Source organism: Carboxylicivirga caseinilyticus, assembly GCF_050589785.1.
Lineage (GTDB): Bacteria > Bacteroidota > Bacteroidia > Bacteroidales > Marinilabiliaceae > Carboxylicivirga > Carboxylicivirga caseinilyticus.
In genome coordinates this window covers 40,224-53,505 of sequence record NZ_JBNGOX010000007.1, presented here as the reverse complement: position 1 = coordinate 53,505, position 13,282 = coordinate 40,224, and the positions used below count along the sequence as shown (strand labels likewise).

Below are 13,282 nucleotides of genomic sequence, written 5' to 3'. Positions count from 1 at the left end.
CGTCTTTTTAATTCTTCTAAATAAGCTAAGTGATTTTTAATTTAACTAAATTAATGTATTTTCAACTTGCATTAGCGACATGTTGCGATAACAATTTGTCAAATATTTGTAAGGGTAAGTAAAGTAACATTATTTGTTTCTGTGGAAGGTAGATTCTTATTTGTATCTCTTGTTGTTGCGATTAGTAATTACTAATAACAGAAACACGCATTTATTATGCCTAAATTATTTTTTGTTCTTGTATTCTTTACTTTTGTTTCAGTAGCATTCTCTCAACAGATTCCTTCGCAGCAAGTAATGGAAGAAGCCATGAAATCCTATGACGAAGGAAAGTATGACCTGGCGATCAGTCAGTTCAGAACCATTCATGAAAACGACTCGAATTACCAATGGATGCTCGCCGAACTGGCCATGACATACATGCAAAAAGGTGAGAATGACAGTGCCATTATGATAGCTGATCAGGGATTAAAGCTGAAAGGTGATAATGTTATGCACCTGATGCGAACCAAAGGAACTGCTTACGATAATATAGGTGATACAGATATGGCAATAGCTGTGTATAAACAAGCCATTGAAAAGTTTCCTTTTGAACCATTGTTGTATTTTAATCTTGGAATTACCTACTACCGATTGGAAAATTATAATGATGCTTTAGCCTGTTTTCAGGAGTCAGCCACTGGCAATCCATATCATGCTTCAAGTCATCGAATGCTGGCTATTATGGCTGCACGACAAAAGATGTACACCCGTGCTTTGTTATCACTGGAGACTTTTTTAGCGCTCGAACCCAATAGTCAGCGAAGCAATGCAATGCTGGTTTATCTTGAGAATTTTTCAGGAAACTACCTTGATACTACCATGGGGCAGTTTATCGAGCCAATAATAGATAATTCATTATTCGAAGAAGTTGATCATTATATCAAGGCGAAGATTGTATTAACCAATCGATATCCTTCAATAATCGATTTTAATGCCAATCTGGTTAAGCAAACTCAAATGGTATTTGATGTACTTCCCTTAGATCAAATGCAGGATGATTTCTGGGTAAAGATGTATTATCCTTTCTTTCAATCGATCAAGCAAGGTGGACATTTGGTGCCATTGTTGAATACTCTGTTGCTTTCTACTAATGCAGAATCAGTACAGAAATATTTCTCAAAAAACGAGAAGGATCTGAAGGCTTTTTATTCAACCGGATCTCAGTTATCATATATAAAGCAAAAACGACAGGCAAATCTTGATGGGGAAGATAAACCATATGATTTTGCTTATTTCGACAATGGAAAGATTTATTCCATAGGTGATGTAAATGATCAGAATGAAGAAACAGGTCCTTGGGAGTACTTTTATTCGAATGGAATGTTCCAGGCCAAGGGCAGTTTTGAAAAAGGAGAAAAGGTGGGGCCGTGGAGATATTTCTCTGCTAAAGGAGATTTGGAGTCGACTGAAACATATGTTGAAGGTAAGTTGAACGGTTATTACATAGGTTATTTCGATAATGGAAATAAAAGCGTAGAGATTCCTTATAAAGACGGGGAAGTAAATGGTTTGGTAACCTGGTATAATTATTTCGGAATGAAAAGTGACGAGGTGGAGTTTACCAACAGTGTTCGAAATGGCAAAGGAGTAAGTTATCACATTAACGGTAAGGTTAGAGATAAATTTAATTATAAAGAAGGTGAATTAGACGGACCTTATTATCGCTTTTTCAGTACAGGCGATACATCGTTGGTTGAATATTACAAAGATGGAAAGCTGGATGGATTATCGCGTGAATATTTTATGAATGGTCAGCTTTATGCAACCGGAATGTACAAAGATGGCAATCAGGATGGTCCGTGGAGCTTTTATTTTAGGAATGGTAATCTCAATTCAAAGGCCAATTATGTGGATGGTAAATTAAATGGAGTGTATAAGGTCTTCTATCATAATGGTATAATTGAATCAATACGTAACTTTAATTCTGACGGTGAAATAGAAGGGCAGCTGGCATTTTACAATCGAAATGGTGAGTTATATCTCGAAGAAATCTATAAAAATGGTGTTATTGTAAAGGTAGCATCCATTAATCGCAATGGTGAAAGGTATGCTGTTTCGGGAGATGATGAGGGAACCTTTAGCTTTGTTACCTACGACATAAACGGTAGAAAACTAACCGAAGGCCAGTTGAATAAAGGAAAATCAGTTGGTAAGTGGAAAGTGTTTTATAGAAATGGGCAACTCCAAAGTGAATATGAATATGTAGATGATCAGTTGAATGGAGATATGATCAGGTATTATCCAAATGGTAAGATAAGTGTGGTTACTCCATATGTTAACGGACAACTGGAAGGTAAATACACTGCTTATGAGAAAAACGGACAAGTGAAAACAGAAGGTTATTATAAAAATAATAATACCGACGATAACTGGTTTAAATATAATTCTAAAGGAGAGTTAGAAGGTCTTACCTATTATCTGAATGGAGAATCGGTAGGATATGATTATTCATATGGTGTAAATGGTAAACTTACTGAAAAGAGAAAGCTATTCCAGGGAAAGGTTCTAGATTATTTACAATTGAATGAAAATGGAGATACTATTTCTTATACAGATCTTGCTAAGGAGTCTGTTGTCAATCTTTGGGGAGACGATGGAAAGTCTAAGAATTGTGAGATAAACACATTGGCAGGTATGTTTAATGGACCACTTTCATGGTTTTATCCTAGTGGAAATGTCCTTTCAAAAAGAATGATGGAAATTGGTGTTGCAGAAGGTGACTATGTTCGTTATTACGAAAATGGTAAACCGGCAGCTAAAGGAAAATATCTGAATGGTGAGCAGACAGGGATTTGGGATTATTACCACGAAAATGGTGCAAAGGAAATGATATGTAATTATTATTCTGACGAAAAAGATTCAATCTGTACATCATGGCATGAAAATGGCCAACTGAAAGAAAAAGAAGAATACTTTATTGGCGAGTTACAAGGAGATTCCTATCAATATGATGATTACGGCGAACTAATGATCAAATTAATTTATGATGCAGATGAATTAATTGGATATCAATATAAAAAACATGGTGCTTTGTGTGATACCATATATGTAAAAGGAGGAGACTTTACCATTGAGGCATACTATGATAATGGTCAAAAGAGCTACATTTCAGATTATAAAGACTACCTGCAGAATGGAAGACTTATAAAGTATGATAGTAAAGGTCAGCTCCGGCTTAAAAAAGAAATGAAAGATGGAATGTCCGAAGGAATTACCGAAGTGTATTACAGTAATGGAACATTGAAAAGTAAATATACCAGCATTGCCGATCTAAGAGAAGGGGAAGAACAGCAATACTATGAAACCGGTAAGCTTAAAAAGACTATAAACTGGAAATCAGATAATGAACATGGAATAACGACCTTTTACAACTCTTCTGGAAAAGTGACCAGGAAGGTGAACTATATAAATGGACGATTTACAGAGGTGAAAAGCTAGTGAGCATGAGAAAGAGATTATTGTTAATGATCGTTATTGTACTTTCAGTTGCCATCAATGCAAAAGAAAGCTACGATTTTGAAAAGTTAAAAAAAGAATACTCGAAGTATAATGCAGTCATAACTGAAAAAGAGGAAGTATTTGTATTTGATATTGTTGATGATAGTTTGAATGTTACTCAAACTGTGAAACGTGAAATGTTAATCCTGAATGAGTATTCAAAAGAGTTTACCAACGATTTAATTAGTTTCAGTTCATTTTGTCAGCTGGTTGATAAGGATGCTTACACAATGGTTCCCAATGGTAATAAGTATCAGAAAGTAACCGTTGATAATTTCAAAGAAACACACAATACAGACGGTAGTGTGTTTTACGATGATTCAAAACTGGTACAATTCTCATTTCCATCGTTAAAGGAAGGAGCACTTACATCACTTGAATACAAATTTGTATATAACGATGCTCATTTTTTACGCAGTGCATATTTTCAGTCATATATTCCGGTAATAAAATCAAAGGTGGTATTGAAAATAAACCGTGATATTGATGTTGGTTATTTTCTTCGCAATACTGATGGTTTTAATCTGATAACAAAGGAATATTCGAAAGGAAAGTATAATTACATTGAGCTGGAAGTCAATAAAATTGATCGCTTCGAATACTACGGTGGTAAATATTTTTCAATACGACAATTTAGTCCTCATATAATGGCCTACATTAAAGAGGTGAACCTCAATGGCAAGAAAGAAAAGTATTTTGGAACGGTAGATGATTTGTACGGCTATATGCATCAATATATTGTTGATGCCAATACTGATGAATCAAATGAGCTGAGACAATTGGTTGAAAAGCTGACCAAAGGTTTGAGTGATGATGATAAGGCACGTCAGATATATTATTGGGTTCAAAATAACATTAAGTACATTGCTTACGAAGATGGTTATGACGGTTTTAGACCAATGAAAGCTGTTGATGTATTTAAAAAGCGTTTTGGCGATTGTAAAGGTATGTCAAGCTTAATTCGTAAAATGCTGTTGTTATCCGGTTTAGAGGGGAAATTTGTTTGGGTGGGCACACGTCATCTGCCATACAAATATACCGAAACCCCATTAACTTCGGTTGACAATCACATGATTGCAGGATATCAGAAAGGTGATTCAGTTATTGTGATGGATGGCACCTTTAAATACCTCGATTATGGAATTGTTCCTTATCATATACAGGGTAAACAAATATTGGTTGAACAGGATGAGAAAAATTATAAGATTGTTGAAATGCCTGTTTCACCAGCAGAGTACAGTGTTATAAAAGACTCAGTGAATATTACACTTGAAAATGATACTATAAAAGGAAAAGCCAAAAGAATTCATACTGGTTTTAATAAAGTTGAGTTGGCTTATGCTATGGATGGTGTTAAAGCTGATAAATACGATAAAAGTTTTAGCCGGTTATTCAATAAAGGAAATAATAAATTCAACGTTGATGATTATAAGGTTTATAACCTATTTGAGCATGATAAACCTGCCAAGATTGATTATGAATTTAAATTACAGGATTACTGCAAGCATTTCGAAGATGAAATTTATGTGAATCTGCATTTGGAGAAACCATATATGGAAATGGTGATTGATACCAGCAATATTTATGGACCTATCCAGAATGATTTTTATTGTACTGAGAAATACATCTCAGCTTTTGAAATTCCTGAGGGTTATGAAGTAAGTTATGTGCCTGAAGATTCTCATTTTAATTCTGATTTATGCAGTTTTAATATTACCTATGAGAAGCAGGATAATAAAGTTATCATGAGCAATACAATCAGGTTTAATTTCTTTTACCTGATTGGCGATGATTTGAATACTTGGAATGAAATGGTGAATAAACTTAGAAAACAGTACCGATCCACATTAGTACTAAAAAAGATTTAGAATAAAGCTAACAACAATACAAATGAAACGGCCATATTAGATTTGATTTACCAATTTCTTTGGCTGTTCCATCTGACATTAAAATTATATAGATGAAATACCTGATATTATTAGCCTATAGTTTCTCATTGGTAACAGCGTTAGCTGATACAAAAGATAAGGTAACTCCACTTTGGGAGCCCAAACCTGAATATTCAGCTGTTGAACCTGAATATATGAACGAAAATGTTGTTGGGCTTTTACTCGATGAAAGACTGGATTACTATCATGATGAAGAAGGAAACCTAATAGGCAAACACACCATACATCGAAAATACAGGCTAAACAATGAAGAATCAATCAATAATTTCAATAAAATTTCAGTTTCGTTAAGAGATGTGATAGATGTACAGGAGATAAGAGCCAGAGTAGTGAAACCAAATGGGAAAGTGGTCGAATTTGATCAGAACAACATCAAAGAAATAAAAGAAGAAGGAAGTGGTAATGCCTATAAGATTTTTGCCATTGACGGAATTGAAAAGGGTGATGATGTGGAGTATTATGTCATTAATAAAGTCAGTTCCGATAACTTTGGTCGCTTGTATTTTCAATATAAATATCCGGTGCAACAGGCATATTTCGAGATGATTACTCCCAAAACCATTCTGTATGATTTCAAAGGATATAACGGAGTTTCAGATATAAGTCATTCGGTGTTGGACGATGAACGTAATTGCTATATCTGTGAAGAAACAAATATTGATGCATTGAAAGGTGAAAAATTCAATTATGACACACCTCGTCGTCAACGAATTGATTATCGATTAGACTATAATCTGGGCAGAAGTAAAAGTCAGTCGCTTACTTGGGATGATGCAGCTCAACGTATCTACGAGATGATGTATTTGAACAATGATGAAAAAACATTAAAAAAGTGGATTGCTGATATTGGAACTTTGCAAGGCGATAATGTTAGCAAAGCTGCTCATATAGAAGATTATCTGAAGAAAAATGTATTTATTAAGGAGTTTCATTCGCCTGAGTTTGATAATATTTCGTTTGTATACGAAAACAAGGTTACCAGTAGCAGAGGTATGGCAGGTTTGATAGCTAAACTATTTAGTTATTATGGCATCAATCATCAGATTGTTCTCACTTCAAAGCGGGATAATGTAAAATTCGATCCGGATTTTCAATCATGGAATTATCTGGAAGAATACCTGATTTATTTACCGGATGCAGTAACGTATATCGATCCGTCCAGTTATTCTTATCGATTAGGCTGTTTCGATGGAATGTGCTCGGCTAATTATGGTTTGTTTGTTGAATTGGTAAATATCGGCACTTTTCAATCAGCCATAGCTAAAATCAAATATATCCAACCAAGTAGTGCTGATGAAAATTATCACAATATGTACATTAATGTTGGGGTTGATGTGGATAAGGCTCAGGCCAAGGTAGATGCCTGGGTTGGATTTAAGGGTTTAAGTGGTGGATTTATTAGTCAGATTTATAATATGGCAGATGAACAGCAAAAAAAGAATATTCTTCAGAATATGATGACCATTGAAGCTCCTGAAACAGAGACTAGTCTTTTGGAATTATCAAAGCCACAGCCAGAACAGGATAAAATGGATGATGCCGATATGGTGATTCATTCAATTGTTGAAACCAATTCGTTTGTCGAACAAGCCGGAAATAAACTGCTCCTTCATTTGGGAAATACCATTGGTCCGCAAACAGAAATGTATTTCGAGGATGAAAGAAATCCTAAAGCAGAAAACGACTTTAATCGCTCTTACTACAGAGAAATTGTATTTACGGTTCCTGATGGTTATAAAATAAAGAATCCTGAAGCTTCTGTGATTTCAGTAATTGAAAAGGAAGGAGACGAAACCATATTTATTTTTGACTCTCAATATACTTATGAAGGTCAGGTTTATAAGGTTAAAGTTGACGAATATTATAAGGAAATATTTGTGACTGAAAACCACTTCGAAGGATTTAAAAATGTGGTTAATGCGGCTGCTGACTTTAATAAAGTGGTGCTGGTTTTAGAGCCAAAGTAGGTGGCGCTATTAAAATTTAGGAACCCAAGGTTCAATATTAATCGCCTCAATTTTATGAGGCGATTTTTTTTGTTTTCTAAGACCTTGAAATTCTGAATCCCGATTGGCTGATATCCATTTTAACAAAACGGGCACGGTCATTAACCGGATTTGTTGTCAGTGTATTTTTTATACGTGCTGCAGCTTCAGGGTCCTTTGCACAAATTACCATAAAACCACCACCGCCTGCTCCTAATAGCTTATGACCATAGGCAAGATCATCAATTTGATCAACAATTTTCTGTACTTCCGGAGTATTAACTCCAGAGTCAAGACGCTGATTCAATTTCCATGAATGGCTAACCATCTTGCCGGTTGCTTCAAAATCATAGCGTTGTATAGCATCGGCTGTTCGGTAGGCATGTTGTTTTATCTCCTGCAGAGTTTGTAGCCGCTGTCCTTCATTTAAGAACATTCCGCGCACAATATCCTGTAATACATTTTTTGCAACACGCGTGATACCCGTATAGTACAATAACCAGTTTTCTTTATAATCGGTTCCGGTAAATACCTGATCAGGCAACCAGCGAACATTCATCTTTTCCTGAGTTCCCGGCTCTGATTCCAATAGCTTAACTCCTGGCAATATTCCACCATACTGATCCTGCCATCCACCACCAGTTGTTAGTAATTGTTCCAAGATAAGTGTGCGGTGACAAATGGTTTGATGGTCCCACGATAAGCTGGCAAAATCGGCTAAAGTACCTAAAAGAGTAGCGGCCAAAATGGAGCTTGTTCCCAAGCCCGATCCTTTGGGTATGGCTGCCAACATCGATATTTCAAAGCCTCCTCCAAAATCGCTCAGTTGATCTTCGAGGCTTTTATATTTGAGTGCGCAAAAATCGGGGTGAAAACCAGCAAGACTTAAAGCAGCTTTCGGTATTGAGAAAGCCGATCCTACAGCATTATATTGAGCCAGATCTTCAAAGGTTGTTATAACTTCAGATACCCCATTGTCAATGGATCTAAGAGTAATTTTTTTCTCTGTTGACAATCGAATGTAAGCCTGAATTGGTGGCTGTTCGTTTAGTTCAACTGCCAGATTCATAACACTTCCTCCAAATTGCATACAGAAAGGTGGTGTGTCTGCCCATCCTCCTGCAAGATCCAAACGAGCAGGGCTACGGCCCCAGATAATCTGATCGGAATATATATTTAGTTGTGGGATTACCTTTGATGTTGATGAATCTTTTATGACGTTTTGAAGAATTTTAAAAGCAAGGTGCTCATCTTTTTCATATTCCAGTCCTTTATTCTTTTTTACTTCTGATCGAAACATAGAGTCAGAAAAACGAATCATCATAGATGTTGTTTCTTCGCTTATATTTGGCACATCAAGGTTATTTGACGCAAACTCCTTAGCTGTTTTTTTTAGGTCTGCCTGATAGAACACGCTTTTTGAGTAATTCTTTGCTAAAAATTTGAGATTTTCTTTTCTGAAAAGTCCTCGTTGTTTGTCTTCTCTGGCAAGATTTGCCTTAGCACTAATCATATCAGCAGATAAACGTTCAGATTGTAACCATAATTGCTTTATGTCTTCGTCCTTCGATGGGTTAATCATCCAGTTAATCAGATGCTCACTAATTTCATCTGACTTAATTAATGGGAAAATATTGGCAGCCTGAAGATCTGCTGTTTCCTCAAAGTTTATATCACTAAGTGTCAGGTTTCGCTCTTCTAACCATTGGCTGAAAGGTTGCCCCATCCATAAGGTCGAAGTATCAGATAAATCACCTCTGAATGCATCATCAATACCATACGGACGAATACACAATAGTTCATCGCCAACAGGAACAACATCAATGCAGACTCCGGCAGGAATATCAATATTCCAGTTGTTTTCAGATATTCCGGTTAAAACATGATTATGATGCAGACTCCAACCAGAAGGGATATGACTGTTTTCGATCCATATATTTTTATGCTCGTTGTTCCAGCTGATCTCCGTCAGTGCATTTTGTACGAAGAGCGAAGGATGTGCTTTTACTTTGTTGTGCCAGATGTTGCGTTGATCCTGAACACGATTTTGAATTTTTTCGGTTGATGTAATTAATTCACGCGAAGTTCCAAAGTGGTAGAATTCTCCTTTATCAAGAGGCAGAATAGCTACTGATAAGTCATTTATTTCATCCTCGTTTTGTGTAGGATGATCACCCAAACAGGTTCCAAACGAGCTGTATAAATCATAGAAATCCGGAATGTCGTTTGCAAATCCTTTCCCGGTCCAGCCGCTTTTCTTCATCAATAATTCAACAGCTCGGTCACTCAAAATCCAAACGCCAATATCCATCATAAAAAGATGGCTTCCTGTTAAATCTTCAATATCGTTGTGGGATGGTTTTTGAAGCATAAAATCCAGCTGTTGCGGATTGTTTCGGGGGGTGAAAAATACACCATGGCGCGATGCCAGATGTTGATCAACCCAAATGCCCAGACAAACCACATCTGCATTGGGTAATTCAAAGGGCAGGTCATCTGCCAAGATCATTACATCACCACTGGCAATTAAAGTGTTTTGGTTTTCATTGGATGCCTCCATCATTTTATCAAGAAGCGGGGTTTGTAAATCCAATAAAGTCTGATCCAGACTTTGACCACGACTCCATCTGAAGACAGGTATGGGCGATAATACCTTTCCTGCCGGAGCATAAGCTGGTAATCGTCTGCTTTGTCCTCCCGCATGTATAATTATCTTCTTTTCCTGTTTGAGATAGTTCCCAAGATTTGCATCTTTCCGGGTTTTAATATGTTCCGCTATCAGGTGTGCTGTTCCACCACCAGACCCAATTTTTGTGCCCACTGGGTCGGAAGCTACAAACCAGTTTTCAACTGAATGCTTTGTGATATCATGAAAAACAGAAACCAAATTCTCCGGTAAAGAAAGAAGATATTGCATTTTAATAAAGTCTATAAATTATAATGATAGAGTAGGGTTAACAGAAGTGCTAAGATAAGTAAATATTGAAGATTGTCTTAGGCTTACGCTTAGTTGATCTTAAATTCTTTTCTATATTTAGCAGGTGAGATCCCGGTTACTTGTTTAAATATTCTTGTGAAATGATATCTGTTTGTAAAACCAGTTCTGATTGCTATTTCATCCATGCTTTCATCAGAGTGATGCAGAAGTATACAAGCGTTATCAATTCTTTTTTGTCTCACATAGTTTTGTGGAGACATTCCTGTCTCTTGCTTGAATAATCGAGTGAATGTATTAGTTGCTAACCTGCATTTTTCGCTCAATGTATGATTACTTAAATGGTTACCAATATTATTCTCGATAAAGTTTAGAGATTCAAGAATGTGGTGATTTCCAGTGGGTAATTCCCATTGTTTTGTATTTACTTCTGCCAGTAAATCAATAATTAATGATTGAATGGTTAGTAAGGTGGAGAAACTAAATTCTTTATTATCAATACCAAGGTGTTTCGTGATAATATTAATCTTATTCATTAAATGCGTGCTAATGTCAAAGGTTAAGATACCGGGTGAAATATTATCGTATGGGAAACCAATGTTAAAATGAATATACAGGTGGTCAATATAAAGAGATGTCATTGAATTAGTGGATTGGTATTCTGAGGTTATTCTACCACCTTTTAAATCGTAACCTTTTGTAGGTATTTTATGATTAAACAAATGGGTGGAATAGGAGGTGTTTGGTGCAATCAGATAAATTTTATTGGGAAGTAATTCAATGGTTTTATCTCCAGATGTAATAAAAGCTCCTTTTTTATTATTGTAATAAATTCTCCAGTATGGAAAAGATAACTCTCTGTATTCCCATCTTTCAAGCCACCAATATCGACAACAATGTATTTGCAGATTGTATTTAGGAAAGTATTGAAGAATGTCGGATGGGTCGCCTTTGTATGGAAGATGAAGGGAGTTTTTCATTTACTGAATGTTTCAAATAGATACAAATATACAAATATTGGATATTTTATTTTTTATGGGTAAATGTGATTTTTGACCATATCAGTTACAATCTAAATACAAGTGAAATGGCAAACAGATTAATAGGCGATGTGCTCAAAGTTGGTATTCGACCAGTTATTGATGGAAGAGAAAGAGGGGTTCGAGAATCATTAGAACAGCAGGTTATGACTTTAGCAAAAGCTGCTGCAACTTTCATTGAATCCAATTTAAGATCACCTGGCGGTGAAAAAGTGGAGTGTGTTATTGCTGATACCTGTATTGGAGGAGTTGCTGAAGCAGCTATGTGTGCAGCCAAATTTAAAAAAGAAGGGGTTGGGGTATCAGTTACCGTTACTCCATGTTGGTGCTATGGAACGGAGGTGATGGATACAGATCCCTTGATTCCAAAAGCAATATGGGGTTTTAACGGAACAGAACGACCCGGAGCTGTTTATCTGGCAGCTGCACTAGCTGGTTATACTCAAAAAGGATTGCCGGCTTTCGGAATCTACGGACGTGATGTGCAGGATGCAGGTGATACAACCATCCCTGATGATGTAAAGGTTAAAATACTTCGTTTTGTTAAAGCTGCTTTAGCAGTTGCTCAAATGAACGGTAAATCATATTTATCAATTGGTTATAGCTCAATGGGAATCGCCGGATCAATGGTGAATTCAGATTTCTTTCAGGATTATCTGGGTATAAGAACTGAATTTGTTGATAGTACAGAAATTCTTCGTCGGATTGATGAAGGAATATTTGACAAAGGTGAGTTTGATAAGGCATTGCAGTGGACAAAGGAAAATTGCAAGGAAGGTGATGACAGAAATAAGCCGGAATTTCAGGCAGATAAGACACGAAAAGAGCATGAATGGGAAACAATGGTGAAGATGACTTTGATTTGTCGGGATATGATGATAGGTAACCCTAAACTGATTGAAATGGGGTATCGTGAAGAAGGCTTGGGTCGGAATGCTATTCTTGGAGGTTTTCAGGGGCAACGTCAATGGACCGACTATCAACCGAATGCTGATTTTACTGAGGCTATCTTAAATTCGTCTTTTGATTGGAATGGTATTCGTGAAGCCTTTGTTTTAGCCACAGAAAACGATAGTTTGAATGGTGTTGTCATGTTATTTGGTCATTTGTTAACGAATACTTCTCAGATATTTTCTGATGTGCGAACCTATTGGAGTCCCGAAGCAGTAAAGCGAGTTACAGGTAATGAACTAACAGGTAAGGCTAAAAATGGTATTATTCATTTGATTAATTCAGGTTCAACTACTCTGGATGCAACTGCCCAGCAAAAAGATGCTGAAGGAAAACCGGCAGTGAAACCATTCTGGGATATTTCAGAAGATGAAGTAAAAGCTTGTCTGCAGAATACCATATGGCCTCCAGCTAATCGCGAGTATTTCAGGGGTGGAGGGTTTTCTTCCCTGTTTAAAACGGCAGGAGAGATGCCTGTAACCATGAGCCGTATTAATCTGGTTAAAGGTCAGGGGCCGGTATTACAGATAGCAGAAGGTTGGACGGTTGAATTACCAGATGATATCCATAAGGTTCTTGATGAGCGTACAGATCCGACCTGGCCAACAACCTGGTTTGTGCCTCGTACCAATGGAACTGGTGCTTTTCAAGATGTGTATTCTGTAATGGCAAACTGGGGAGCTAACCATGGTGCCATCAGTTACGGTCATATTGGTGCCGATATGATTACACTTGCTTCCATGTTGCGTATTCCTGTTTGCATGCACAATGTTAACGACAATGATATTTTCAGGCCAAGCGCCTGGGCTTCCTTTGGTGAAGATAAGGAAGGAGCTGACTACAGGGCTTGTAATACTTACGGCCCACTCTATGGTATTTAAT

Annotated in this window: 6 protein-coding genes; 4 read left to right on the top strand and 2 right to left on the bottom strand. The window is 36.7% G+C overall.

From position 1 onward, the window contains the following. Nucleotides 1–216 precede the first annotated feature (216 nt). The 3 genes from ACRD62_RS05500 to ACRD62_RS05490 all read left to right on the top strand — a co-directional run bounded on the left by ACRD62_RS05500 (nucleotide 217) and on the right by ACRD62_RS05490 (nucleotide 7,456). Entirely contained in the window at nucleotides 217–3,480 is a 3,264-nt protein-coding gene (locus tag ACRD62_RS05500) for a tetratricopeptide repeat protein (RefSeq protein WP_430819129.1), read from the top strand. Nucleotides 3,481–3,485: 5 nt separating this feature from the next. Next, nucleotides 3,486–5,408, top strand: a complete 1,923-nt coding sequence (locus tag ACRD62_RS05495; RefSeq protein ID WP_430819128.1) for a transglutaminase-like domain-containing protein — start codon at nucleotides 3,486–3,488, stop codon at nucleotides 5,406–5,408. A gap of 92 nt (nucleotides 5,409–5,500) precedes the next feature. Continuing rightward, nucleotides 5,501–7,456: a DUF3857 domain-containing protein gene (locus tag ACRD62_RS05490; RefSeq protein ID WP_430819127.1), complete on the top strand. Its 1,956-nt coding sequence runs from the start codon at nucleotides 5,501–5,503 to the stop codon at nucleotides 7,454–7,456. A gap of 76 nt (nucleotides 7,457–7,532) precedes the next feature. Here ACRD62_RS05490 and ACRD62_RS05485 read toward each other — a convergent pair whose 3' ends face one another. Together ACRD62_RS05485 and ACRD62_RS05480 are read right to left on the bottom strand one after the other, a co-directional pair. Further along, on the bottom strand, nucleotides 7,533–10,391 hold the full coding sequence (locus tag ACRD62_RS05485) for a bifunctional fucokinase/fucose-1-phosphate guanylyltransferase (RefSeq protein WP_430819126.1): 2,859 nt from the start codon (nucleotides 10,389–10,391) through the stop codon (nucleotides 7,533–7,535). A gap of 89 nt (nucleotides 10,392–10,480) precedes the next feature. Next, complete coding sequence (locus tag ACRD62_RS05480) at nucleotides 10,481–11,389, bottom strand: helix-turn-helix domain-containing protein (RefSeq protein ID WP_430819125.1); 909 nt, start codon at nucleotides 11,387–11,389, stop codon at nucleotides 10,481–10,483. A gap of 107 nt (nucleotides 11,390–11,496) precedes the next feature. Here ACRD62_RS05480 and ACRD62_RS05475 point away from each other — a divergent pair, with 107 nt between their 5' ends. After that, the gene (locus ACRD62_RS05475; protein WP_430819124.1) at nucleotides 11,497–13,281 is read left to right on the top strand and encodes an L-fucose isomerase; all 1,785 of its coding nucleotides are present in this window, start codon (nucleotides 11,497–11,499) and stop codon (nucleotides 13,279–13,281) included. Nucleotide 13,282: the final 1 nt, after the last annotated feature.

What these genes read in the sequence shown, in the direction of transcription:
- ACRD62_RS05500 (WP_430819129.1), top strand. Translation starts at nt 217, where the DNA reads ATGCCTAAATTATTTTTTGTTCTTGTATTCTTTACTTTTGTTTCAGTA.
- ACRD62_RS05495 (WP_430819128.1), top strand. Translation starts at nt 3,486, where the DNA reads ATGAGAAAGAGATTATTGTTAATGATCGTTATTGTACTTTCAGTTGCC.
- ACRD62_RS05490 (WP_430819127.1), top strand. Translation starts at nt 5,501, where the DNA reads ATGAAATACCTGATATTATTAGCCTATAGTTTCTCATTGGTAACAGCG.
- ACRD62_RS05485 (WP_430819126.1), bottom strand. Translation starts at nt 10,391, where the DNA reads ATGCAATATCTTCTTTCTTTACCGGAGAATTTGGTTTCTGTTTTTCAT.
- ACRD62_RS05480 (WP_430819125.1), bottom strand. Translation starts at nt 11,389, where the DNA reads ATGAAAAACTCCCTTCATCTTCCATACAAAGGCGACCCATCCGACATT.
- ACRD62_RS05475 (WP_430819124.1), top strand. Translation starts at nt 11,497, where the DNA reads ATGGCAAACAGATTAATAGGCGATGTGCTCAAAGTTGGTATTCGACCA.